Source organism: Pseudomonas sp. Marseille-Q5117, from assembly GCF_946901175.1.
Lineage (GTDB): Bacteria > Pseudomonadota > Gammaproteobacteria > Pseudomonadales > Pseudomonadaceae > Aquipseudomonas > Aquipseudomonas iranensis.
Genome location: NZ_CAMPPP010000016.1, coordinates 98547 through 122142, shown reverse-complemented (window position 1 = coordinate 122142; position 23596 = coordinate 98547). Strand labels below are relative to the sequence as shown.

The following is a 23596-nucleotide window of genomic DNA, read 5'->3' as shown; positions in this document are numbered from 1 at the left end:
CTGTGCAGTAACTGTTCGATTTCACGGGTCAATGGGCAGCTTCTTGATCCAGGCAGCGGCAATTTTCCAGCCGCTCAATCAGCCTCCAGGCCATTATCTGCGTGCCTGCGAGCCTGCTTTCATACTATGTCAGGTGGTTTTATGGACAGCATCAACAGCCGCATCGCCGAGGAACTCGGCGTACGCCCACAACAGGTCGAAGCGGCCGTCGCGCTACTCGATGAAGGTTCTACCGTTCCCTTCATTGCCCGTTACCGGAAAGAAGTCACCGGCAGCCTCGATGACACCCAGTTGCGTCATCTGGAAGAGCGCCTGCGCTACCTGCGAGAACTCGACGAACGGCGCATCAGCATCCTCGCCAGCATCGAGGAGCAAGGCAAACTCACCCCTGCCCTTGAGCGCGACATCAAGCTCGCCGACACCAAAACCCGTCTCGAAGACTTGTACCTGCCGTACAAGCAGAAGCGCCGCACCAAGGGCCAGATCGCCCTCGAAGCCGGCCTCGGCGAACTGGCCGACGGCTTGTTCAACGACCCGAACCTGTCGCCGGAAACCGAAGCCGCGCGCTTCGTCGACGCCGAAAAAGGCGTGGCCGACGTCAAGGCTGCGCTGGAAGGCGCCAAATACATTCTCATGGAGCGCTTCGCCGAAGACGCCAGCCTGCTGGAAAAGCTGCGCAATTTCCTCAAACAGGAAGCGATCCTCAGTGCCCGCGTCATCGCCGGCAAGGAAGAGGAAGGCGCCAAGTTCCGTGATTACTTTGAACACGACGAGCCGCTGAAAAGCATGCCGTCGCACCGCGCCCTGGCGATTTTCCGTGGGCGCAACGAAGGCATTCTCAGCTCCGCGCTGAAAGTCGGCGATGAGCTGCCCGGCACGATGCACCCGTGCGAAGGCATGATCGCTCAGCAGTTCGGCATCCAGAACCAGAACCGCCCGGCGGACAAATGGCTCGGTGAAGTGGTGCGCTGGACCTGGAAGGTCAAGCTCTACACCCACTTGGAAACCGACCTGCTCGGCGAGTTGCGCGACGGTGCTGAAACCGAAGCGATCAACGTGTTCGCGCACAACCTGCACGACCTGCTGTTGGCCGCTCCGGCCGGCCCGCGCGCGACCCTGGGCCTCGACCCGGGCCTGCGTACCGGCTGCAAGGTTGCCGTGGTCGACTCCACCGGCAAGCTGCTCGACCACGCCACGGTTTACCCGCACGTGCCGCACAACAAATGGGATCAGACCATCGCCATCTTGGCCGCCCTGTGCGCCAAGCACTCGGTGGACCTGATCGCCATCGGCAACGGTACTGCCAGCCGTGAGACCGACAAGCTGGCGATCGAACTGATCAAAAAATATCCAGCGATGAAAATGACCAAGGTCATGGTGTCCGAAGCCGGCGCCTCGGTGTACTCGGCCTCGGAACTGGCGGCCAAGGAATTCCCGGATCTCGACGTGTCGATCCGTGGCGCCGTGTCGATCGCTCGTCGTCTGCAGGATCCGCTGGCCGAACTGGTGAAGATCGATCCGAAATCCATCGGTGTCGGCCAGTACCAGCACGACGTCTCGCAGCTGAAACTGGCGCGCGGTCTGGACGCCGTTGTCGAGGACTGCGTGAACGCCGTGGGCGTGGATGTGAACACTGCCTCCGTGGCCTTGCTGGCGCGAATCTCCGGCCTCAACGCAACGCTGGCGCAGAACATCGTTGCTCACCGTGACGAACACGGTGCGTTCAAGACTCGTGCGGCGTTGAAGAAAGTTGCGCGTCTGGGCGAGAAAACCTTCGAACAGGCCGCCGGTTTCTTGCGCGTGATGAACGGCGACAATCCGCTGGATTCGTCGGCGGTTCACCCGGAAGCCTATCCGCTGGTGCAGCGCATTGCCGCTGAAACCGACCGCGACATCCGTTCGCTGATCGGCGATGCCGCGTTCCTCAAGCGTCTGGATCCGAAGAAATTCACCGACGAAACCTTCGGTCTGCCGACCGTCACCGACATCCTGCAAGAACTGGAAAAACCCGGTCGCGACCCACGTCCGGAGTTCAAGACCGCCGAGTTCCAGGAAGGCGTCGAAGACCTCAAGGATCTGCAACTGGGGATGATCCTCGAAGGCGTGGTGACCAACGTGACGGCGTTTGGTGCATTCGTCGACATCGGCGTGCATCAGGATGGTCTGGTGCACATCTCGGCGCTGTCGGAGAAGTTCATCAAGGACCCGCGCGAAGCGGTCAAGGCCGGTGACGTGGTGAAAGTGAAGGTCATGGAAGTCGATATCCCGCGCAAACGCGTCGGCCTGTCGATGCGCATGAGCGACACCCCGGGCGAGAAAATCGATGGCGCCCGTGGCTCGCGCCCGGGCTCGGCACCGCGCCAGTCTTCGGGCAACGCGCCGCGCAAGGAAACCGCCACCGCCGCGCCGGTGAACAATGCGATGGCCTCGCTGTTCGCCAACGCCAAGCAGTTGAAGAAACGCTGATGGACATGCCGGCCGGGCTCGTCGAGAGCGCGTTTTTCAAGCTGTTGGGCTGTCGCCTGCACAGTCTCGAAACCGGGGTGGCGCAAGTCGCCCTGGCGCTTGAGCCCGAACTGCGCAACCGTGGCGGCAAACTGCACGGCGGCGCGCTGTTCAGTCTGGTCGACATTGCCATGGGCCTGGCCTGCTCCAGCAGCCATGGCTTCGATCAGCAGAGCGCGACCATCGAATGCAAGATCAACTACATCCGCGCCGTTTCCGAGGGCGAGGTGCTGTGCAAGGCGCGGGTGATCCACCCGGGCCGGCGCACGCTGGTGGTCGAAGCCGAAGTGATGCAGGGCGACAAACTGGTCGCAAAAGCGCAGGGCACCTTCGCTGTCCTGTAGATGTTGCTCATCATTTTGAGTTAATTTCGGCGCAATGAATCCTGTGGGAGCGAGCCTGCTCGCGAAGACGGTGTGTCAGTCGACGATGACATTGACTGCAAAACCCTCTTCGCGAGCAGGCTCGCTCCCACAGGGATTGTGCAGTTCTTGACTGACCGGCAAATGGCCTGCCGCTACAAACCAGGCGATAACGCCAGTTTCAACTTCACCCTTGTAGACCGTCCTGCCCACCCCCATATTGGGGCGACTGACGCGTGAAGGAATCCAAATTGAGCGAACTTCTCAACCGCCGCCTGGCTCTGCTCGGCGAGCGCGCTAACCTCTCTCTGCTCAAGCAGTGCCTGCACGGTATCGAACGTGAATGCCTGCGCGTGACCAGTGAAGGTCGCCTGGCGCAAACGCCGCACCCCGAAGCCCTGGGTTCCGCGCTGACCAACGAACAGATCACCACCGACTACTCCGAGTCGCTGCTGGAATTCATCACGCCTGCCCTGCCGGATCCTGCCGACACGCTGGCGAGCCTGGACAAGATTCATCGTTTTGCCTACAGCAAACTCGGCAACGAGTACCTGTGGAGTCCATCGATGCCGTGCCCGTTGCCGGCCGAGGAAGACATCCCGATTGCCTATTACGGCACCTCCAACATCGGTCAGCTCAAGTACGTCTATCGCAAGGGCCTGGCCCTGCGTTACGGCAAGACCATGCAGTGCATCGCCGGGATTCACTACAACTTTTCCCTGCCGGAACAACTCTGGCCATTGCTGCGCGAGGCCGAAGGTTTCGTCGGCACCGATCGCGATTTCCAGTCGGTGTCCTACATTGCGCTGATTCGCAACTTCCGTCGCTACAGCTGGCTGCTGATGTACCTGTTCGGTGCCTCGCCGGCGCTGGACGCCGGCTTCCTGCGCGGGCGTTCGCATCAGCTCGAACAGCTTGATCCGGACACGCTGTATCTGCCGTACGCCACCAGCCTGCGCATGAGCGATCTCAGTTATCAGAGCAACGCCCAGGCCGGCCTGACACCGTGCTACAACGATCTGGCAAGCTACACCGACAGCCTGCGCGAAGCGGTGGCCACGCCCTACGCGCCGTACGTGGAAGTCGGCACGCACAAGGATGGCGAGTGGGTGCAGCTCAATACCAACATCCTGCAGATCGAAAACGAGTACTACTCCAACATCCGCCCGAAACGCGTGACCTACACCGGCGAGCGGCCGATCCAGGCGCTGATGGCGCGCGGCATCCAGTACGTCGAAGTGCGCTGCCTGGACATCAACCCGTTCCTGCCGATGGGCATCGACCTCACCGAATCGCGCTTCATCGACGCGTTCCTGCTGTACTGCGCGCTGAACGACAGCCCGCTGCTGACCAACACTTCGTGCGGCAACGCCACCTCGAACTTCCTCAGCGTGGTCAAGGAAGGTCGCCGTCCGGGCCTGCAATTGCAGCGTGACGGTCAGCCGGTCGAGATGAAACAGTGGGCGGCGGAGCTGCTGGAACAGATTGCCCCGCTGGCGGCGATGCTCGACCAGAGCGTCGGCGGCGATGCCCACAGCAAGGCACTGGATGCGCAACTGGCCAAGGTCAACGACCCGTCCCTGACCCCATCGGCGCAGGTGCTGGCGGCCATGGCCGAGCACAAGGAAAGCTTTGCGCAGTTCTCCCTGCGCCAGAGCCAGACTCACGCCGAGTTCTTCCGCAGCGAGCCGTTGGCGGCCGACGAGCAAGCGAAGTTTGAACAACTGGCGCGCGCATCGCTGGCGCAGCAGACCGAGCTTGAGCAGAACGAAGTCGGCGATTTCGATGTGTTTGTTGGCGCGTATCAGGCGAGTATTCTCGCCATCAGCAATTAAAGCCGCCCCGGCCTTGATCGTTCCCACGCTCTGCGTGGGAATGCAGCCTGTGATGCTCCGCGTCACTTCGGACGCAGAGCGTCCCTTGAGGCGTTACCACGCAGAGCGTGGGAACGATCAGTCAAAGGCTCACATCCTCTCCTGCCTTAGATTTTTCCGCTCATAAGCTCATTCGAAAAAGTTATTTATTTCGCGATTCTTAGATCATTTAGTCTCCACTCACGCCGACATTCGGTCGCCTGATTTGGAGCTCTCAATTGAAACTGAATTTCCCGCTTCGCCTGCTCGCCGCCGCCTCACTGGCCGCTGCAAGCTTCTTGGCCCAGGCGGCCGACCTCACTGTCGCCTACCAGACTACCGTCGACCCGGCCAAGGTCGCTCAGGCCGACGGCGCCTACGAGAAAGCTACCAAGGCCGATATCAGCTGGCGCAAGTTCGATAACGGCGCCGATATCATCGCCGCCATCGCGTCCGGCGATGTGCAGATCGGCTACCTCGGTTCGAGTCCGCTGGCCGCCGCGATCACCCGCAAGGTACCGGTAGAAACCTTCCTGATTGCCACGCAGATCGGCGCCGCTGAAGCACTGGTCGCGCGCGACGGCTCCGGCATCAAGACTCCGCAGGATCTGATCGGCAAGAAAATCGCCGTGCCGTTCGTGTCCACCGGGCACTACAGCCTGCTCGCCGCGCTCAAGCACTGGAACATCGATCCGTCGAAAGTCACCGTGCTCAACCTCGCGCCGCCAGCGATCATCGCGGCGTGGAAACGCGGCGATATCGACGCCACTTACGTGTGGGATCCGGCACTGGGCGTGGCCAAGGAAAACGGCACAGTGCTGATCACCTCCGGCGAGCTGGCCAAGTTCGGCGCGCCGACCTTCGATGCGTGGATCGTGCGCAAGGACTTCGCCGAAAAGCACCCGGAAATCGTCACCGCGTTCGCCAAGGTCACCCTCGACGCCTACGCCGATTACCGCAAGGATCCGCAGGCCTGGCTGGCCAACCAGAGCAACGTCGACAAACTGGTGAAACTCTCCGGCGCCAAGGCCAGCGACATTCCATTGCTGTTGCAGGGCAACGTCTACCCGCTGGCGGCGGATCAGGTCAGTGATCTCGGCGCGCCGACCACCAAAGCCATCACTGACACTGCCGCGTTCCTCAAGGAGCAAGGCAAGGTCGAAGCCGTGCTGCCGGACTACGCGCCTTACGTCAGCGCCAAATACATCACCAACTGATCGGGAGATACAGCGATGGCCTTGCTACAGCTGGAGCGCATCAGCGCACAGTACCCGGGCAGCACGGAGCCGGTGCTGGCGGATATTTCTCTGACCCTGGGGCCGCAGCAATTGCTGGTCGCCCTCGGCCCGTCCGGCAGTGGCAAGACTTCGCTGTTGAACCTGATTGCCGGTTTCGTCGAACCGAGTTCAGGACGCATCACCCTTGACGGCGTGCCAGTCAAAGGCCCGAGCGCCGAACGTGGCGTGGTGTTTCAGGATGACGCGTTACTGCCTTGGCAGGATGTGTTGGCCAACGTCGCCTTCGGCCTCGAACTGGCCGGTGTCGGCAAGGACAAACGCGAACAGCGCGCCCGGGAAATGCTCGCGCTGGTCGATCTCGCCGGTTTCGAAGACCGACGCATCTGGCAATTGTCCGGTGGCCAGAAACAACGCATCGGCCTCGCTCGCGCCCTCGCCGCCGACCCGCGCGTGTTGCTGATGGACGAGCCGTTCGGTGCGCTTGATGCATTCACTCGCGAGCAGATGCAGGAGCTGTTGCTGCAAGTCTGGCAACGCACGGCCAAGCCGGTTTTCCTGATTACCCACGACATTGAAGAAGCGGTGTTCCTCGCCACGGACCTGATTCTGCTGGCGCCGAATCCAGGGCAGATCGTCGAGCGCCTGCAATTGGATTTCGGTCAGCGTTATGCCGCTGGCGAGTCGGCCCGCGCGATCAAATCCGATCCGCGTTTCATCGAAACCCGCGAGCACGTGCTGAGCAAAGTCTTCTCGCAACGCAGCGCCGGACAACGGCAGGAGCGCGCATGAGCAGTAACGACGTTTCCGCTGCGGCGGTGAAAACAACTTCGGTGAGCATCCCAGTGCGCCGCAGCCTCAGCACTCGCTGGATCAGCCTGCTGACACTGCTCGGCCTGCTGGCGATCTGGTGGGCGGTGACCGCGACCGGCCTGATCGAACCGCTGTTCCTGCCGCCACCCTCTGCCGTGCTGCAAAAGGGCTGGTTGCTGGCGACATCCGGATACATGGATTCGACTTTGTGGCAGCACCTCGGCGCCAGCCTGAGCCGCATCGGCCTGGGTCTCGCTTTTGCGATTCTCACCGCCGTGCCGGTGGGCATCGCCATCGGCGCCAACCGCATCGCTCGCGGTGTGCTCGATCCGCTGATCGAGTTCTACCGCCCGATCCCGCCGCTGGCCTATCTGCCGCTGATCGTGATCTGGTGCGGCATCGGCGAGTTGTCGAAAGTGCTGCTGATCTACCTGGCGATTTTTGCGCCAATTGCAATTGCCACCGCGACGGGTGTGCGCACGGTTGATCCAGCAAAACTGCGCGCCGCTCAGTCATTGGGCGCGACGCGCGCGCAGTTGATTCGCCATGTGATTTTGCCGAGCGCTCTGCCGGACATTCTCACCGGCGTGCGCATTGGTCTGGGCGTCGGCTGGTCGACCCTGGTCGCCGCTGAACTGATCGCGGCCACCAGTGGCCTGGGCTTCATCGTGCAGTCGGCCGCGCAGTTTCTGGTCACCGATGTCGTGGTGCTGGGAATTCTGGTCATCGCCCTGATCGCCTTCGCCATGGAAATGGGCCTGCGCGCATTGCAGCGCAGACTGGTGCCGTGGCACGGCCAGGCGCACTAAATCGCCTTGTGAAAATTCCCCTGTGGGAGCGAGCCTGCTCGCGAAAGCGTCAGATCAGTCACTGCACTGTCGCCTGACACTCTGCATTCGCGAGCAGGCTCGCTCCCACAAAAGCATGACACTCCGAATTCAAAGAGAACGACCATGAGCACCCTCAGCATCACCCCATTAAGCTCGGCCCTCGGTGCGCAGATCAACGGCGTCGACATCAGCCAGCCGCTGAGCCTGGAACAGCGCGACGCCATCGAGCAGGCGCTGCTCAAGTATCAGGTGCTGTTCTTCCGCAACCAGCCGATCGAGCCGGCACAGCAGGCACGTTTCGCACATTATTTCGGCGACCTGCACATTCACCCGATCTACCCGAACGTACCGGAACAACCGGAAGTACTGATCCTCGACACCGCAGTCACCGACGTGCGCGATAACGCGATCTGGCATACCGACGTGACCTTCCTGCCGACGCCGGCGATGGGCGCAGTGCTCAGCGCCAAGTTGCTGCCGGAGTTCGGTGGCGACACGTTGTGGGCCAGCGGCATCGCGGCATATGAAGCGTTGTCGGCGCCGATGAAAACCCTGCTCGAAGGTCTGAGCGCCACCCACGATTTCACCCGATCGTTTCCACTCGAGCGCTACGGCAACACGCCTGAAGCGCTGGCGCAGTGGGAAGAAGCGCGGCGCAAGAATCCACCGCTGTCGCACCCGGTGATCCGTACGCACCCGGTGAGCGGACGGCGCTCGCTGTTCGTCAATGAAGGCTTCACTTCGAAGATCAATGAACTGTCGGAAACCGAGAGCGAAGCGATTCTGAAGTATCTGTTCGCCCACGCGACACGGCCGGAATTCACCATTCGCTGGCGCTGGCAGAAAGACGATATTGCCTTCTGGGACAACCGCGTGACGCAGCATTACGCGGTGGATGATTACCGACCGGCGCGGCGGGTGATGCAGCGGGCGACGGTTTTGGGGGATGTGCCGTTTTTTCGCTGAGCCCTTCAAAGGCAAAAGCCCCTCACCCTAACCCTCTCCCGGAGGGAGAGGGGACTGATTGGGGGATACTGTAGAAGTACGCCGACCTGAACGTACTTTGCTGAATCCATAATCGACTCGGTATTTCAGGTCGATGTAAGACGCAAGACACCTCGGTCGGCTCCCTCTCCCTCTGGGAGAGGGCTGGGGTGAGGGTGGCTCACTCCGCCGTCGAAGGCTTCTCCCAAAGATTGATCCCGCCCTCCTGGGCAAACCGGTCAATCTCCGCCAGCTCTTCAGCACTGAAATTCAGATTCTTCAGCGCCCCGACGTTCTCGATGATCTGCTCCGGCCGGCTCGCGCCGATCAGTGCCGAGGTCACTCGTGGATCACGCAGGGTCCACGCCAATGCCAGTTGCGCCAGACTCTGGCCGCGACGCTGGGCGATCTCGTTCAACGCTCGCACGTGGGCGATGTTGGCCTCGGACAAGTGCGAAGCCTGCAGCGAACCACCGCCCGGACGATTGACCCGCGCATCCGCCGGCACGCCGTTGAGGTATTTGTCGGTGAGCAAGCCCTGCGCCAGCGGCGTAAACGCGATGACGCCCGTGCCGAGTTCATCGGTGGTATCGAGCAGGTCCTTTTCCACCCAGCGATTGAGCAGGTTGTACGCCGGCTGATGAATCAGCAGCGGCACTTTCCACTCTTTCAGCAGCGCGGCCATTTCTCGGGTTTTCACCCCAGAATAGGACGAGATGCCGATGTACAAAGCCTTGCCCTGCTGCACGGCGGTGGCGAGGGCGCTGGCGGTTTCTTCCAGCGGAGTGTCCGGGTCGAAGCGGTGCGAATAGAAGATGTCCACATAATCCAGACCCAAGCGTTGCAGGCTCTGGTCGAGGCTGGCCAGCACGTATTTGCGCGAACCGCCGCCCTGACCATACGGGCCGGGCCACATGTCCCAACCGGCCTTGCTGGAGATGATCAGCTCGTCGCGATACTGCTTGAAGTCTTCGCGCAGCAGGCGACCGAAATTGATCTCGGCGCTGCCGTATGGCGGGCCGTAGTTGTTGGCCAGATCGAAATGGTTGATGCCCAGATCGAACGCGGTGCGCAGCAAGGCACGCTGGGTTTCGATCGGCGTGCTGTCGCCAAAGTTGTGCCACAGGCCCAGCGACAATGCCGGCAGCACCAGACCGCTGCGGCCGACGCGGCGGTAAGGGATGGAGTCGTAGCGGTTTTCGGCAGCGGTGTAAGTCATCGAATCCTCTCTTGTTTGATTAACAGCAGATTGAGGGTGAAACCAAACTCTGTGGCGAGGGGATTTATCCCCGATGGGTGGCGAAGCCGTCCCAAAACCTGAAACCTCGGTGAATCATCTGTACCGAGTGCGCTGGTTTTACGACTGCTTCGCAGCCGAACGGGGATGAATCCCCTCGCCACAAAAGCCCCATCAATCATGCGAAGCGATTTGCAGGCCGAACCAGCCCCAGGTTCTGCCGCAACGTCCGGCCTTATATCCAGTTCTGAACAACACGCCCAGCATACGCCCAAGCGGCGCGGCGCCGACCTCGGGTTCGACCAATTGCTGAAACGTTTCACATTTTTTCTGCGCTTCAGCCTCGCTGGAGATTGGCGTGCTGGCGGCAACGCGGGTGTTGGAAAGCCTTGGGGTATTGCCGAGCGACGAAGTGCAACGGCTGAACCTGCTGCGATGCCAAGTGATCGAGCGGGAAAGCACCTGACTGCAGGAGCGAGCAGGCTCGTTCCCGCAGAATCTGCGTCATACCGACAATTCGCGCAGCGCAGCGGCCGCCAGAAATCCGGACCGGGAACGGTAGCGCCGGTCTCGCCGGACGGTCTGGTCAATACGTTCCAGCAACTGCTCGGGCAATGTGGCATTGAAGCGCACTGATTTGCCGAAGTAAGGCGTGATGTCAAAGTCGACCACGCCCCAGATACCGCCCGCGTAATCCGGGTTATCAAGATGAGCATCAATGTCGCGCACTTGCGGCAGTGGCGCGCCATCGGCGACCAGCCCCTCGTAGTGCAGCGCCAGCGCTTCCTGCGTGTTTTCGAAAGCTTCGGCTACCGTGGCGCCTGCGGAATAACACCCCGGTACGTCCGGAATGATCACGCCGTAGTCCGAGTCGGCATCCTTGTGCAGAACGACCGGGAATTTCATAAAGGTGAACCCTTCCTCTGGCAAGTCCATGATGGGCGTTTCGTCTTCGGATACGGGCCTCATTTCAAACCCGCCTGTTTTAAAATGCTGTTGATCGTACCCTTGGGCAGATCCGAATCAGGATGCTTGATTGTCACCCTTCCCTGCTTGAACGAATGCTTGTACTGGTGGTGACTGCCTTTTACCGCGACCAGGTACCAACCATCGTCCTCGATCATCCTGATCATTTCCCGACTGCGCATGTCCTTCGCCCTTATCTACAGCAACAGCTACAACTCTAGGGGATAAAGCGCGCAGCGATACACACCATACACACTTGGATAAATAATAGTCTGTTTCATGATCATCACAGATGGACGGATCAACGGCGGGGCCCAAGATTGCAATGGGCAGCGCGGTGTTCGGCGTGCCGGTGGCGGCAATGGTGTTGTTCATGCTGCTGAGCGCCGAGTCCTGAGCAGACCCGGCACTCAGCCGTCGATCAACGCACCAGATGCAGGAACTGCATGTGCCGTTCGTACTGGTCGAGGATGTCGTTGATGATCTGCTCTTTGGTGTAGCCGACCAGATCGTAGTCCTGACTGCCCTCGCTCAAGTGCACTTCGGCGCGGTAGTAGCGACGATTGTTGAGTTGCTTGGAACCCATGCCGCCGCGCGCGAACGATGGCGTGAAGTAGCCGCGCATCTGCACCTGATAGATAAACGGATGCTGCTCGCCATGACCGATTTCCAGGCTGACGTTGTCATGCGCCGGATCTGGCTGGGTGACGACGTGCAGACCTTTTTCGACGAACACGGCGGTCACTTCCTCGATTGCCGGGCGCACCGTGCTTTCCATGAAGCGGTACACCTCGTCGCGGGACGGGAAGTGCACGGCCTGACTCAGGCGCTGACGCCAGCCACCGGTACCACGCCGTGAACCGGAGACCGGCGCCAGCGAATGCAGCTGCGCGATCTGCTTCTGCGATTCCAGATAGAACGCTTTGTGCAGGCCCCACATCATCAGCAGCAGAATCAACGAGAACGGCAATGAGGTCAGCACCACCGCCGACTTCAGCGCATCGATGCTGCCGGAGAACAGCAGCGCGCTGGTAATCAGCGCGGTCATTGCGCCCCAGAACACCCGCAGCCATTTCGGCCCGTCTTCATCCGGGTTGCCACCCTTGGCCGACAGGGTCGAGAGGACCACGGTGCCAGAGTCCGCCGAGGTCACGAAGAACACGAAGCTGATAAACACCGTCACGGCAATGACCGTCTTGCTCCACGGATAGGTTTCCAGCAGCAGGTAAATGCTCATCGACGGATTGTCGATGGCCGACATGCCCAACGCACTCATGCCGTGATTGAGCACCTGATCCAGGGCGCTGTTGCCGAAGATCGACATCCACGCCAGGGTGAAACCGAGCGGGATCAACAGCACGCCGAAGACGAATTCACGGATGGTGCGGCCACGGGAGATCCGCGCAATGAACAGGCCCACGAACGGCGACCATGCAATCCACCAGGCCCAGTAGAACACTGTCCAGCCACCCAGCCAGTCACTCGGTTTGTCGTAGGCGTAGAGGTCGAAACTCTTCATCGGCAAGGCGCCGAGGTAATCGCCGACGTTCTGGATCAGGGTGTTGAGCAGGTGCTGCGTCGGCCCGGCAAACAGCACGAACAGCAGCAGCCCGCAGGCCAGCAGCATGTTGATGTCGGACATCACCCGCACGCCTTTATCGACACCGGAGACCGCAACGATGATCGCCGCGCCCATCATCAGCGTAATCAGGCCGACCTGAATCCACTGGGTATGGGCGATGCCGAACAGATAATCCAGGCCCGAGTTGAGGTGCAACACGCCGAAGCCCATGTCGGCACCAAGACCGAACACCGTGGCGATGATGCCGAAGCCGTCCACCGCATAGCCGATCGGGCCGTTGATGCGTTTGCCGATCAGCGGATACAACGCCGAACGCAGGGCCAGCGGCAGATTGTGCCGATAGGCGAAATAGGCCAGCGCCATGCCGACGAAGGCAAACACGCCCCAGCCATGCAGGCCCCAGTGCAGGAACAGGATCTGCATCGCCTGGCGTGCCGCGTCCGCCGTACCCGCGTCGCCTTGCGGCGGCTGCAGCATGTGCGTCAGCGGTTCGGAAACGCAGAAGAAAAACAGCGTGATGCTAATCCCGGCGGCGAACAGCATGCCGGCCCAGGACAGGTAACTGAATTCGGGCTCGTCGTGGTCGGCACCGAGTTTTATCTTGCCGTAGCCGGATAAGGCGGTGACCACCACGAAGACCAGATACAGGGTCATCGCGAGCATGTAGTACCAGCCGACCGTATTGGCCGCCCAGTTTTGCGCTTCCAGCAACCAGGCGCCGGCCTGTTCGGGAATGGCGATGACGACAAGACCAAACAGCAGAATGACCGTCGCGGCGAAGTAGAACACCGGCGGATTCATGCGTACCAGACCGCTGGCGGGGGTAGACGATGCACTCATGAAAGGTGCACCTCGAAGGGTTGAAACGTGGCTGAAATGATCGGACTCAGCAAAGGCAAGCCTCCTGTTGTGAGCGGGCAGCGAACCACCGGTTTAACTTGAATGAACGTTCAAGTTAAACATGAATGGGGTGGTAAGGACTAATCGCAGGGCTGGGCGGTAGGTTTCCTACAGCGCCCAAAGAGGGGTATGACGCGGGTTTGGAGAGATTCGTTCACTGATGAATTGGCTTAAGGCCACTACCTTGATCCGGCCTGGAAATCTTTCGCGAGCAGGCTCGCTCCCACATATGAAACGCATTCCAATGTGGGAGCGAGCCTGCTCGCGAAGAGGCCCGATACAACAACGCAGATTCAAGACTTACTTCTGCGTCCCGTCATCATGCTGCAGATTCGCCTGGGTCAGATTCGCCCCCGCCGGCACGCTGCGCGTCAGCCAGACGTTGCCGCCAATGGTCGAGCCCTTGCCGATTGTGATCCGTCCGAGAATCGTCGCCCCGGCGTAAATCACCACGTCATCCTCAACGATCGGGTGACGCGGATGGCCCTTCTGCAACTGGCCGTCCTCATCCGCCGGGAAGCGCTTGGCCCCCAGGGTCACCGCCTGATAAATCCGCACTCGCTCACCAATGATCGCGGTTTCGCCAATCACCACACCGGTGCCGTGATCGATAAAGAAGCTGCGGCCGATCTGCGCGCCCGGGTGGATATCGATGCCCGTCGCCGAATGCGCGATTTCCGCGCTGATCCGCGCCAGCAGCGGCAGCCCGGCAAGGTATAAATGGTGCGCGAGGCGATGGTGAATCACCGCAAGAATGCCCGGATAGCAGAGCAGCACTTCATCAACGCTGCGTGCCGCCGGGTCGCCGTGATAGGCCGCGAGCACATCGGTGTCGAGCAGCGTGCGCAGGCCCGGCAAGGCCAAGGCGAAATCCTGCACGATCTGAATGGCGCGGGTTTCGACTTCACTGTCGTCCTGCGCGCTGTGGCGGGCAACGTAACGCAGCTCCAGGCGCGTCTGCGCCAGCAAGGCATTCAGCGCTACATCAAGCGTGTGGCCGACGTAGAAATCTTCACTTTCTTCACGCAGATCGACCGGCCCCAGACGCATCGGGAACAGCGCGCCACACAGCGCCTCGAGGATTTCCGCCATCGCCGCTCGCGACGGCAACTCGCGGCCGCCCTGCTCCCCTGAAGCCCGACCATTCTGTGCACGCCACTGATCCCGCGCACTGCGCAGCTGGCTGACGATGGTCTGCAATTGCCAATGGCTGGAACGCTCGCTCACGGTAAAGACTCCTCACGGGCGGCCGGACTGTCTGGCCGCGTCATGGGCGCCTACTTTACGGCATGCCTTTGCTGACGAATTAAGAACCGATAGTGCTGGCCTCAGTCCATTTGGCTATAAGCGATTGACGGTTGCCCGTGCAAAAGCGCGTGCCTATAGTCCTTTCATTCTTCTGCGCCAGTACGGACCCATGATCAAACAACAGCTGCAACGCTTCCCCCGTCTCGAACTGCTGAGCCACCCCACGCCGCTGGAAAAACTCGAACGCCTGTCCATCTGGCTCGGTCGCGAGGTGTACATCAAACGCGATGACCTGACACCGCTGGCGATGGGTGGCAACAAGCTGCGCAAACTCGAATACCTCGCCGCCGACGCGCTCGCGCAAGGTGCTGACACGCTGATCACGGCCGGTGCGCTGCAATCGAACCACGTGCGCCAGACCGCCGCACTGGCGGCGAAACTCGGCATCGGTTGTGTGGCGCTGCTGGAAAACCCGCTGGGCACGGACGACAGCAATTACACCGGCAACGGCAACCGCTTGCTGCTCGATCTGTTCGACACCAAGGTCGAGCTGGTCGACAACCTCGATAATGCCGACGAACAACTGGCCGCCCTCGCCGTACGTCTGCGCAGCAACGGCAAGAGACCGTATCTGGTGCCGATTGGCGGCTCCAATGCGCTCGGTGCTCTGGGTTATGTGCGCGCCGGGCTGGAGCTGGCTGAGCAGATCAAGGACAGCGGCCTCGATTTCGCCGCGGTGGTGCTGGCTTCAGGCAGTGCCGGTACTCACAGTGGTCTCGGACTGGCGCTGAGTGAGGCGCTGCCGCAACTGCCGGTGATCGGCGTGACCGTTTCGCGCAGTGAAGAAGACCAGCGCCCGAAGGTCCAGGGTTTGGCCGAACGCACCGCTGAGCTGCTGGGCGTCGAATTGCCGACCAGCTTCAAGGTCGAGCTGTGGGACGAATATTTCGCCCCGCGTTACGGCGAACCGAATGCCGGTACTTTGGCGGCGGTGAAACTGTTGGCGGCTCAGGAAGGTCTGTTGCTTGACCCGGTCTACACCGGCAAGGCCATGGCCGGTCTGCTCGACGGGATTGGCCGGCAGCGCTTCGATGACGGCCCGATCATCTTCCTGCACACCGGTGGCGCGCCGGCGTTGTTTGCCTACAAGGATTTTCTGACAAGATGATCACGCCAGATTGCAGTTACCTGTGGCGAGGGGATTTATCCCCGTTGGGTCGCGGAGCGGCCCTTGCTTTCGCAGGAGAGTACAACGCCGCAGAACTTTGCAACTGTTGTGCAGCCGAACGGGGATAAATCCCCTCGCCACAACTGAACGGGCGCATATTCCAAAAAACCCTAAAAGAAACACAATCTAGTATTTTCAAGTCTAAAAAAGACATCTTATAGTCTCGCCGCAGGCGAATTTCGGGCGAGACGCTTAAGCTGCTTTAAGGCAGGATAGCGCTGTCGTTCAAATCACCATTTGCCTACATTCCTTAAGCGTCTTCCATAAGAAAACACAGGGGCTTGTCATGAATTTTTCCGCACTACGTCGCACTCTGCTGGTCGGTTCGCTGGGTCTTGCGCTCAGCGCTGGCCTGATCGGTCAGGCAGTGGCCGGTGAGCAGTTGCAACAGATCAAGGACAAGGGCGTTCTCAACGTCGGCCTGGAAGGCACTTACCCACCGTTCAGCTTCGTCGACGAAAACGGCAAGCTGTCCGGTTTCGAAGTCGAGCTGTCGGAAGCGCTGGCGCAAAAGCTCGGCGTCAAGGCCAAGATTCAGCCGACCAAATGGGACGGCATCCTCGCCGCACTGGAATCCAAGCGTCTGGATCTGGTGGTCAACCAAGTGACCATCTCCGACGAGCGCAAGAAGAAGTATGACTTCTCCGAACCCTACACCGTGTCCGGCATCCAGGCCCTCGTGCTGAAAAGCAAAGAGTCGGCGCTGAACATCAAGACTGCCGCTGACCTGTCCGGCAAGAAAGTCGGTGTCGGCCTGGGCACCAACTACGAGCAGTGGGTTCGCGCCAACGTGCCGGGTGCTGACGTGCGCACCTACGATGATGATCCGACCAAGTTCGCCGACCTCAACAACGGTCGTACCGATGCCATCCTGATCGACCGTCTGGCTGCCCTCGAATACGCCAAGAAAGCCCCGAAAACCGTCGCAGCCGGTGAGGCCTTCTCGCGTCAGGAATCCGGTATCGCCCTGCGCAAAGGCGAGCCTGAACTGCTGGCTGCGGTGAACAAGGCGCTCGACGAACTGCGTGCTGACGGCACTCTCGAGAAACTGTCGAAGAAATACTTCAACGCAGACGTCACTAAATAATGGAAGAGGCTTTCCAACTCGCGCTGGATTCCGCGCCCTTTCTGTTGAAGGGCGCGTACTACACGGTAGTCCTCAGCCTCGGCGGGATGTTCTTCGGTCTGCTGCTGGGCTTCGGCCTCGCGCTGATGCGCCTGTCGCGCTTCAAATCGGTCAGTTGGCTGGCCCGCATCTACGTGTCGTTCTTTCGCGGCACGCCGTTGCTGGTGCAGCTGTTCGTGATCTACTACGGCTTGCCGCAACTGGGCATGGAGCTTGATCCGCTGCCGGCAGCACTGATCGGTTTCTCGCTGAACATGGCCGCCTACGCCTGTGAAATCCTCCGTGCCGCAATCGGTTCGATCGAACGCGGTCAGTGGGAAGCTGCTGCGAGTATCGGCATGACCCGCGCGCAGACCCTGCGCCGGGCCATCCTGCCGCAAGCGATGCGCACGGCTTTGCCGCCGCTGGGCAACAGCTTCATTTCGCTGGTCAAGGACACCGCCCTCGCTGCGACCATTCAGGTGCCGGAGCTGTTCCGTCAGGCGCAACTGATTACCGCCCGGACTTTCGAAGTCTTCACCATGTATCTTGCCGCCGCGTTGATCTACTGGATTCTGGCCACGGTGCTTTCGCACTTGCAGAACAAGTTGGAAGAGCGGGTCAATCGGCACGACCAGGAGTCCTGACGCGATGATTGTCGTGGAAAAACTGACCAAGCAATTCAAGGGTCAGGTCGTGCTCAACGGCATCGACCTTGAGGTAAAGGAAGGCGAAGTCGTCGCGATCATCGGCCCCAGCGGCTCGGGGAAAACGACGTTCCTGCGTTGCCTGAATTTCCTCGAAGAACCCACCAGCGGCCGGATCAAGGTCGGCGATATCGAAATCGATACCCGCCGCCCGCTGAACCAGCAGCAAAGTCTGGTGCGCAACCTGCGCCAGCACGTCGGCTTCGTGTTCCAGAACTTCAACCTGTTCCCCCACCGCACTGCTTTGGAAAACGTCATCGAAGGCCCGATCGTGGTCAAGAAGATGCCGCGCGACCAGGCAGTTGCTCTGGGTAAAAAACTGCTGACCAAGGTGGGGCTTGCCGGCAAAGAGGACGCCTATCCGCGCCGTCTCTCCGGTGGCCAGCAACAGCGCGTGGCGATTGCCCGGGCGCTGGCGATGGAGCCGGAAGTGATTCTGTTCGACGAACCGACTTCAGCGCTCGACCCGGAACTGGTCGGTGAAGTGCTGGCGACCATTCGCGGTCTTGCCGAAGAAAATCGCACCATGGTGATTGTCACCCACGAAATGGGTTTTGCCCGTGACGTGGCCAATCGCGTGGTGTTTTTCGACAAGGGCGTAATTGTTGAACAGGGTGAAGCCAAGGCACTGTTTGCCAACCCGAAAGAAGAACGCACCAAACAGTTTCTCAGCAAGTTTCTGAATCACGCCTGACAACTTTTTCAGCAACACCCCTCCACTTCCACGGATGGAAGTTACCTCTCTCCCGGCATTTCAATCTTCTCTACATTTGTTACTTGCGAGCGCAGATATATATTGCGCAACGGTTACGCGCATCTTCGAATCGTCATATTTCCATACGTTTGCCTGCGAACAAACCCGCACAAAACCCTGCGCAATTGCCGTTTATCTGTAGCTGGTTTCGCGCGTACCACTAGGCATATTGCCTAGGTGACGTAGGAGCTTTCTGATTAACTTGTAATTCACGCATTAACTAAGCCGCTCTATTGACACCCCTCTCCGCAGACTTTTATCTAGTCGGCAACCGGCGCCAATTAGTTCAAACAACTCGCACTAAAACCGAACAAATAGTTTTCGCTTTTATTGCCAGTTGATTCGCGTCTTTTTTGTTTTCCAGAAACGGATTTCGCTGCAAGACTTCAAGGAGAGAAACCGATGACCCGCACTTCGCACACCCCCGAACTTGCAGCGCCAACGCTGGCATGCGCACAAAAAACCGGCATCAACCAGGCGACAGCGGCCCATCTGCTGATCAGTGTACCGCCCTACCGCGACATGGACGTTGGCGATCTGATCGAACTGTTCTGGAACAAATGCTATGTCGCGTCAAAAGTCCTCAGCGCGGCCGATGTGGGCGAGTCGGTCAGTCTGCGCGTGCCGGAGAGTTTCATCACCAATGGCACCGCGCGCATTCACTACCGCGTGATGCAGGTCGGCCAGGGTCCGGCACTGTCGGCGGCGACTCGGGTGCAGGTCAAACTCGATTGCCCCGGTGGCCAGCCCACTGGGCAGTGCGAAGACGAAAATCAGCAACTGGCACCAGTGATCATCCCCGAAGCGATTCGCCGTCAGGGCGTGAATCCCAGCCAGATCAAACGCGGCGTGCCGCTGACTATCGAGCCTTACCTGAACATGGCAGAAGACGACGCCATCACCCTGCGCTGGGGGGATGTGCGTATGGATCTGGCGGCGCTCACTGCGGCCGATGTCGGGCTGCCGATTCAGGTCTGGGTGCCACCGGCGGTGATCGTCGAAGCGGGCGAAGACCTGCGACTGGACGTGACGTACTGCATCCTCGACCGGGTCGGTAACAACTCGCGCTGGGCGCCGCCGCGCACGTTGAAAATCGGTTGCGTGAATCCGTACGTAAAAGTCCCGTTGAAACCCGAATTCAAGGCTGCCGAATCGCATACCAAGTGAGGCCTGCCCAAGGTGGGAGGTCAATAACCTCTCACCTGAATCTCGTTAACCAAGCCGAACATCTCCCCTTCTATGCATATTCCTAGAAGTTAGTTTATTTAATTTTTATACGCGATTAGGGTATATGCACCGGACCACCGGACATTCTTTCAATCGTCGCACTTCGCGACGTTTTTCATGAGATGTGAGGTAGGTATGGTCCGGAACACAATCACCCCAGTGCAGATCGCCAGGGCATTGCGTGCAGCCAGGGAGCGGCACTGATGTCCAGTCTTGCAGATGCAAACGTGCAGTCCGATCTGGACATCGCCCCACTGTTGTTGCCCGCGCAAGTACTGCGCAACGACGTTCAAGCGATCAAGGCCGCCTTTGATCTGGCGCAAGCCGCCCGTGTGCAGGCGGCCAAACGCGACCGTCAGCGCAAGCTACCATGGTCGGAAATCGAACAGTTCACCCGCAGCGGTCTGGGCAGTATTGCCATCCCGCGCGAATACGGTGGCCCGCAGGTATCCTTCGTCACATTGGCTGAAGTATTCGCGATCATTTCTGCCGCCGACCCGGCGCTCGGACAGATTCCGCAAAACCAGTTCGGCATCATCCATCTGCTGCTCGGCAGCGCCACCCAAGCGCAGAAAAAACAGCTGTTCCAGAGCGTTCTGGAAGGCTGGCGCATCGGCAATGCCGGCCCGGAACGTGGCACCAAAAACACCCTGGAACTGAAGGCGCGAATCAGCGCCGACGGCGACGATTACGTGATCAACGGCCAGAAGTTCTATTCAACCGGCGCGCTGTTTGCGCACTGGGTCGCGGTGAAAGCGCTCAATGATGACGGTAAACAGGTGCTGGCCTTCGTCCGGCGCGGCACGCCGGGTTTGCGCATCGTCGATGACTGGTCGGGCTTCGGCCAGCGCACCACCGCCAGCGGCACGATTCTGCTGAACAACGTGCGCGTCGAGTCGAGCCTGGTCATCGACAACTGGAAGATCAACGACAAGCCGAACACCCAGGGCGCAGTGTCGCAGCTGATTCAAGCAGCCATTGACGCCGGCATCGCCCGTGGCGCCATCGACGACGCCATCGACTTCGTCAAAACCCGCGCACGGCCATGGATCGACGCCAAGGTCGAGCGCGCCAGCGATGACCTCTACGTGATCGCCGATATCGGCAAACTGAAAATCGAACTGCACGCCGCCGAAGCGCTGCTGCGCAAGGCCGGCAAAGTGCTCGATGAAGTCCACGCCGCGCCGCTGACTGCCGAATCCGCCGCACGCGCTTCGATCGCCGTGGCCGAAGCAAAAGTGCTGACCACCGAGATTTCGCTGTTGGCCAGCGAAAAGCTGTTCGAACTGGCCGGCAGCCGCGCGACCCTCGCCGAATTCAATCTCGACCGCCACTGGCGCAACGCCCGCGTGCACACCCTGCACGACCCGGTGCGCTGGAAATATCACGCGGTCGGCACCTATCGCCTGAACGGCACTTTGCCGGCTCGCCATTCCTGGATCTGAGACGACCAGTCATCTGGAGAAACCCCTATGACGCTTTCCCATCACGTCGCGCTCATCACCAGCGATGAGCAAGCCCTGATCGTCGCCAGCGATCTGGCCGAAGATTTCAAACGCGACAGCGCTCTGCGCGACCGCGAACGCCGCCTGCCATTGGCCGAGCTGGAAGTGTTTTCCCGCTCCGGCCTGTGGGGCATCAACGTGCCGAAAGAATATGGCGGCGCGGGCGTATCCAACGTCACCCTGACCAAAGTCATCGCACTCATCGCTCAGGCCGACGGTTCGCTCGGGCAGATTCCGCAGAACCATTTCTACGCACTGGAAGTGCTGCGCGTGAATGGCAGCGATGAACAGAAAAAGCGCCTGTATGCCGAGGTGCTCGCCGGCCAACGCTTCGGCAATGCGCTGGCGGAACTGGGCACCAAAACCGCTCACGACCGTGTCACTAGTATCAAACGCGACGGCGCTGGTTATCGCATCAACGGTCGCAAGTTCTACTCGACCGGGGCGATTTACGCGCAGCGCATTCCGACGTCGGTGGTCGATGAAAACGGCGTACAGCAACTGGCCTTCGTCCCGCGCGAGAGCAAGGGCCTGACGGTGATCGACGACTGGAGCGGCTTCGGCCAGCGCACCACCGGCAGCGGCTCGGTAGTGTTCGAAGATGTGTATGTAGCGGCCGAAGACGTGCTGCCGTTCCAGAGCGCTTTCGAGCGCCCGACCACGGTCGGCCCGCTGGCGCAGATTCTCCACGCCGCCATCGACACCGGCATTGCCCGCGCCGCTTACGAAGATGCCTTGCATTTCGTGCGCAGCAAAACCCGTCCGTGGATCGATTCCGGCAACGACAAGGCCACCGAAGATCCGCTGACATTGAAGAGCTTCGGCCCCTTGAGCATTCGGCTGCACGCCACGGAAGCCTTGCTCGAACGTGCCGGCGATATCCTCGATGCCGCGCAAGCCGAAACCAACGCGGAAACCGTCGCCGCCGCGTCGATCGCAGTTGCCGAAGCGAGGGCGATCAGCACGGAAATTTCCCTCGCCGCCGGCAGCACGCTGTTCGAACTGGCCGGCAGCCAGGCGACGCTGAGCGAACACGGCCTCGACCGGCACTGGCGCAACGCGCGCGTGCACACCCTGCACGACCCGGTGCGCTGGAAATATCACGCCGTGGGCAATTACTACCTCAACGATGAAAACCCTCCGCTGCGAGGGACGATCTGATGACTGCTGCGAAAAAGAAGATTTTGCTCAACGCGTTCAACATGAACTGCATCGGCCATATCAATCACGGCCTGTGGACGCATCCGCGCGACACCTCGACCCGCTACAACACGATCGAGTACTGGACCGAACTGGCGCAGTTGCTTGAGCGTGGGTTGTTCGATGGCTTGTTCATCGCTGACATCGTCGGCGTCTACGACGTCTATCAGAACTCGGTGGACGTCACGCTGAAAGAGTCGATCCAGTTGCCGGTCAATGACCCGCTGCTGCTGGTTTCAGCGATGGCCGCCGTCACCAGAACCCTCGGCTTTGGCCTCACCGCCAATCTCACTTACGAGCCGCCGTATTTGTTCGCCCGACGCATGTCGACGCTCGATCATCTGAGCCGCGGCCGGGTCGGCTGGAACATCGTCACCGGTTACCTGGACAGCGCCGCCAAAGCCATGGGTCTGCGCGAGCAGGTCGAACATGACCGTCGCTACGACCAGGCCGAAGAATATCTGCAGGTGTTGTACAAGCTCTGGGAAGGCAGTTGGGAGAGCGGCGCGGTGCTCAACGACCGCGAGCAGCGCATCTACGCCCACCCGGAAAAAGTGCACAAGGTCGAGCACAAGGGCGAGTTCTATCAGGTCGAGGGTTATCACCTCTGCGAGCCGTCACCGCAGCGCACGCCGGTGCTGTTTCAGGCCGGTAGCTCCGATCGCGGCTTGCTGTTTGCCGGGCGTCATGCCGAGTGCGTGTTCATCAGCGGCCAGAACAAACCATCGACCAAAGTGCAGGTCGACAAAGTCCGCGCCAGCGCCGTCGTAGCCGGACGCAATCCTGAAGACATCAAGGTGTTCATGGGCCTCAATGTGATCGTTGGCGCCACCGAAGAAGCGGCGTGGGCCAAGCATGCCGAGTACCTCAGCTACGCCAGCGCCGAAGCCGGCGTGGCGCACTTTTCCGCGTCTACAGGCATCGACTTTGCCCAGTACGAAATCGACGAAGCGATCCAGTACGTAAAGAGCAACGCCATTCAATCGGCGACGAAAAACCTGCAGAACAACGACTGGACCCGGCGCAAGTTGCTCGACCAGCACGCCCTCGGCGGCCGTTACATCACCGTGGTCGGTTCGCCCGAGCAAGTGGCGGATGAACTGGAATCGTGGATCGCCGAAACCGGTCTGGACGGCTTCAACCTGACCCGCATCGTCACCCCGGAAAGCTATGTCGATTTCATCGAACTGGTGATTCCCGAGTTGCAGCGGCGCGGCTCGTACAAGACTGCGTATGACAGCGGCACCTTGCGCGAGAAGTTGTTTCACGGCGAGGCGCAGTTGCCTGAGCAACATACCGGATCTTCGTACAGGCATCAGAAGCTTCGCGAGCAGGCTCGCTCCCACATTTGAAAT

General features: G+C 60.3%; 20 protein-coding genes and 1 pseudogene. 16 read left to right on the top strand and 5 right to left on the bottom strand.

The features are described from left to right. Positions 1 to 141 precede the first annotated feature (141 nt). The 7 genes from OC605_RS22340 (at position 142) to tauD (ending at position 8564) form a co-directional block, all read left to right on the top strand. Entirely contained in the window at positions 142 to 2466 is a 2325-nt protein-coding gene (locus OC605_RS22340; RefSeq protein WP_056787091.1) for a Tex family protein, read from the top strand. Beyond that, positions 2466 to 2849 (top strand): PaaI family thioesterase, encoded by a 384-nt coding sequence (locus OC605_RS22335; protein WP_262139541.1) that lies wholly within the window; start codon positions 2466 to 2468, stop codon positions 2847 to 2849. The genes OC605_RS22340 and OC605_RS22335 overlap by 1 nt, the downstream gene beginning before the upstream one ends. A 269-nt stretch (positions 2850 to 3118) precedes the next feature. Next, the gene (gene gshA / locus OC605_RS22330; RefSeq protein ID WP_262139539.1) at positions 3119 to 4702 is read left to right on the top strand and encodes a glutamate--cysteine ligase; all 1584 of its coding nucleotides are present in this window, start codon (positions 3119 to 3121) and stop codon (positions 4700 to 4702) included. 257 nt (positions 4703 to 4959) lie between these two features. Next, the gene (gene tauA, locus OC605_RS22325) at positions 4960 to 5937 is read left to right on the top strand and encodes a taurine ABC transporter substrate-binding protein (protein ID WP_186568541.1); all 978 of its coding nucleotides are present in this window, start codon (positions 4960 to 4962) and stop codon (positions 5935 to 5937) included. A gap of 15 nt (positions 5938 to 5952) precedes the next feature. Beyond that, positions 5953 to 6747, top strand: coding sequence for a taurine ABC transporter ATP-binding subunit (gene tauB / locus OC605_RS22320; RefSeq protein WP_262139536.1), 795 nt, complete (start codon positions 5953 to 5955; stop codon positions 6745 to 6747). Further along, positions 6744 to 7577 (top strand): taurine ABC transporter permease TauC, encoded by an 834-nt coding sequence (gene tauC, locus OC605_RS22315; RefSeq protein ID WP_262139534.1) that lies wholly within the window; start codon positions 6744 to 6746, stop codon positions 7575 to 7577. The genes tauB and tauC overlap by 4 nt, the downstream gene beginning before the upstream one ends. Positions 7578 to 7721: 144 nt before the next feature. Then, the gene (gene tauD, locus OC605_RS22310; protein ID WP_262139532.1) at positions 7722 to 8564 is read left to right on the top strand and encodes a taurine dioxygenase; all 843 of its coding nucleotides are present in this window, start codon (positions 7722 to 7724) and stop codon (positions 8562 to 8564) included. Between the two features lie 199 nt (positions 8565 to 8763). Here the strand turns inward: tauD and mgrA are convergent, their stop codons facing one another. Further along, positions 8764 to 9801 (bottom strand): L-glyceraldehyde 3-phosphate reductase, encoded by a 1038-nt coding sequence (gene mgrA / locus OC605_RS22305; RefSeq protein WP_016772192.1) that lies wholly within the window; start codon positions 9799 to 9801, stop codon positions 8764 to 8766. 361 nt (positions 9802 to 10162) lie between these two features. On the opposite strand from mgrA, the pseudogene OC605_RS22300 reads away from it, so the two are divergent. After that, a pseudogene (locus tag OC605_RS22300) lies at positions 10163 to 10285 on the top strand (LacI family transcriptional regulator); the annotation flags it as partial. A 38-nt stretch (positions 10286 to 10323) separates the two neighbouring features. On the opposite strand, the gene OC605_RS22295 reads toward OC605_RS22300, so the two are convergent. The 4 genes from OC605_RS22295 to epsC all read right to left on the bottom strand — a co-directional run bounded on the left by OC605_RS22295 (position 10324) and on the right by epsC (position 14494). Then, entirely contained in the window at positions 10324 to 10725 is a 402-nt protein-coding gene (locus tag OC605_RS22295; RefSeq protein WP_039756416.1) for a type II toxin-antitoxin system HicB family antitoxin, read from the bottom strand. A gap of 59 nt (positions 10726 to 10784) precedes the next feature. Beyond that, entirely contained in the window at positions 10785 to 10967 is a 183-nt protein-coding gene (locus OC605_RS22290) for a type II toxin-antitoxin system HicA family toxin (RefSeq protein ID WP_110644779.1), read from the bottom strand. A gap of 239 nt (positions 10968 to 11206) precedes the next feature. After that, the gene (gene betT, locus OC605_RS22285) at positions 11207 to 13168 is read right to left on the bottom strand and encodes a choline transporter BetT (protein ID WP_167333564.1); all 1962 of its coding nucleotides are present in this window, start codon (positions 13166 to 13168) and stop codon (positions 11207 to 11209) included. A 399-nt stretch (positions 13169 to 13567) separates the two neighbouring features. Continuing rightward, complete coding sequence (epsC, locus tag OC605_RS22280; RefSeq protein WP_262139529.1) at positions 13568 to 14494, bottom strand: serine O-acetyltransferase EpsC; 927 nt, start codon at positions 14492 to 14494, stop codon at positions 13568 to 13570. A gap of 190 nt (positions 14495 to 14684) precedes the next feature. Between epsC and OC605_RS22275 the strand changes: the two genes are divergently transcribed. The 8 genes from OC605_RS22275 (at position 14685) to OC605_RS22240 (ending at position 23593) form a co-directional block, all read left to right on the top strand. Continuing rightward, positions 14685 to 15683: a D-cysteine desulfhydrase gene (locus OC605_RS22275; RefSeq protein ID WP_262139527.1), complete on the top strand. Its 999-nt coding sequence runs from the start codon at positions 14685 to 14687 to the stop codon at positions 15681 to 15683. Between the two features lie 346 nt (positions 15684 to 16029). Further along, positions 16030 to 16830 carry a cystine ABC transporter substrate-binding protein gene (tcyJ, locus tag OC605_RS22270; protein ID WP_122508407.1) on the top strand — a complete coding sequence of 267 codons (801 nt, stop codon included), beginning with the start codon at positions 16030 to 16032 and terminating at the stop codon, positions 16828 to 16830. Then, the gene (gene tcyL / locus OC605_RS22265) at positions 16830 to 17495 is read left to right on the top strand and encodes a cystine ABC transporter permease (protein WP_016772200.1); all 666 of its coding nucleotides are present in this window, start codon (positions 16830 to 16832) and stop codon (positions 17493 to 17495) included. The genes tcyJ and tcyL overlap by 1 nt, the downstream gene beginning before the upstream one ends. 4 nt (positions 17496 to 17499) lie before the next feature. Continuing rightward, positions 17500 to 18249 carry an L-cystine ABC transporter ATP-binding protein TcyN gene (gene tcyN / locus OC605_RS22260; protein ID WP_133337490.1) on the top strand — a complete coding sequence of 250 codons (750 nt, stop codon included), beginning with the start codon at positions 17500 to 17502 and terminating at the stop codon, positions 18247 to 18249. 462 nt (positions 18250 to 18711) lie between these two features. After that, entirely contained in the window at positions 18712 to 19476 is a 765-nt protein-coding gene (locus tag OC605_RS22255) for a hypothetical protein (RefSeq protein ID WP_262139522.1), read from the top strand. A gap of 263 nt (positions 19477 to 19739) precedes the next feature. Next, the gene (locus OC605_RS22250) at positions 19740 to 20981 is read left to right on the top strand and encodes an SfnB family sulfur acquisition oxidoreductase (protein ID WP_262139521.1); all 1242 of its coding nucleotides are present in this window, start codon (positions 19740 to 19742) and stop codon (positions 20979 to 20981) included. 27 nt (positions 20982 to 21008) lie between these two features. After that, positions 21009 to 22202, top strand: a complete 1194-nt coding sequence (locus OC605_RS22245) for an SfnB family sulfur acquisition oxidoreductase (RefSeq protein ID WP_262139519.1) — start codon at positions 21009 to 21011, stop codon at positions 22200 to 22202. Continuing rightward, positions 22202 to 23593: an LLM class flavin-dependent oxidoreductase gene (locus OC605_RS22240; RefSeq protein WP_262139517.1), complete on the top strand. Its 1392-nt coding sequence runs from the start codon at positions 22202 to 22204 to the stop codon at positions 23591 to 23593. The genes OC605_RS22245 and OC605_RS22240 overlap by 1 nt, the downstream gene beginning before the upstream one ends. Positions 23594 to 23596: the final 3 nt, after the last annotated feature.

Excerpts from the sequence above, each read along its gene's own strand:
- OC605_RS22340 (WP_056787091.1), top strand. The coding sequence starts at position 142 with ATGGACAGCATCAACAGCCGCATCGCCGAGGAACTCGGCGTACGCCCA.
- OC605_RS22335 (WP_262139541.1), top strand. The coding sequence starts at position 2,466 with ATGGACATGCCGGCCGGGCTCGTCGAGAGCGCGTTTTTCAAGCTGTTG.
- tauB (WP_262139536.1), top strand. The coding sequence starts at position 5,953 with ATGGCCTTGCTACAGCTGGAGCGCATCAGCGCACAGTACCCGGGCAGC.
- tauC (WP_262139534.1), top strand. The coding sequence starts at position 6,744 with ATGAGCAGTAACGACGTTTCCGCTGCGGCGGTGAAAACAACTTCGGTG.
- tauD (WP_262139532.1), top strand. The coding sequence starts at position 7,722 with ATGAGCACCCTCAGCATCACCCCATTAAGCTCGGCCCTCGGTGCGCAG.
- mgrA (WP_016772192.1), bottom strand. The coding sequence starts at position 9,801 with ATGACTTACACCGCTGCCGAAAACCGCTACGACTCCATCCCTTACCGC.
- OC605_RS22295 (WP_039756416.1), bottom strand. The coding sequence starts at position 10,725 with ATGAAATTCCCGGTCGTTCTGCACAAGGATGCCGACTCGGACTACGGC.
- OC605_RS22290 (WP_110644779.1), bottom strand. The coding sequence starts at position 10,967 with ATGCGCAGTCGGGAAATGATCAGGATGATCGAGGACGATGGTTGGTAC.
- betT (WP_167333564.1), bottom strand. The coding sequence starts at position 13,168 with ATGAATCCGCCGGTGTTCTACTTCGCCGCGACGGTCATTCTGCTGTTT.
- OC605_RS22275 (WP_262139527.1), top strand. The coding sequence starts at position 14,685 with ATGATCAAACAACAGCTGCAACGCTTCCCCCGTCTCGAACTGCTGAGC.
- tcyJ (WP_122508407.1), top strand. The coding sequence starts at position 16,030 with ATGAATTTTTCCGCACTACGTCGCACTCTGCTGGTCGGTTCGCTGGGT.
- tcyL (WP_016772200.1), top strand. The coding sequence starts at position 16,830 with ATGGAAGAGGCTTTCCAACTCGCGCTGGATTCCGCGCCCTTTCTGTTG.
- tcyN (WP_133337490.1), top strand. The coding sequence starts at position 17,500 with ATGATTGTCGTGGAAAAACTGACCAAGCAATTCAAGGGTCAGGTCGTG.
- OC605_RS22255 (WP_262139522.1), top strand. The coding sequence starts at position 18,712 with ATGACCCGCACTTCGCACACCCCCGAACTTGCAGCGCCAACGCTGGCA.
- OC605_RS22250 (WP_262139521.1), top strand. The coding sequence starts at position 19,740 with ATGTCCAGTCTTGCAGATGCAAACGTGCAGTCCGATCTGGACATCGCC.
- OC605_RS22245 (WP_262139519.1), top strand. The coding sequence starts at position 21,009 with ATGACGCTTTCCCATCACGTCGCGCTCATCACCAGCGATGAGCAAGCC.
- OC605_RS22240 (WP_262139517.1), top strand. The coding sequence starts at position 22,202 with ATGACTGCTGCGAAAAAGAAGATTTTGCTCAACGCGTTCAACATGAAC.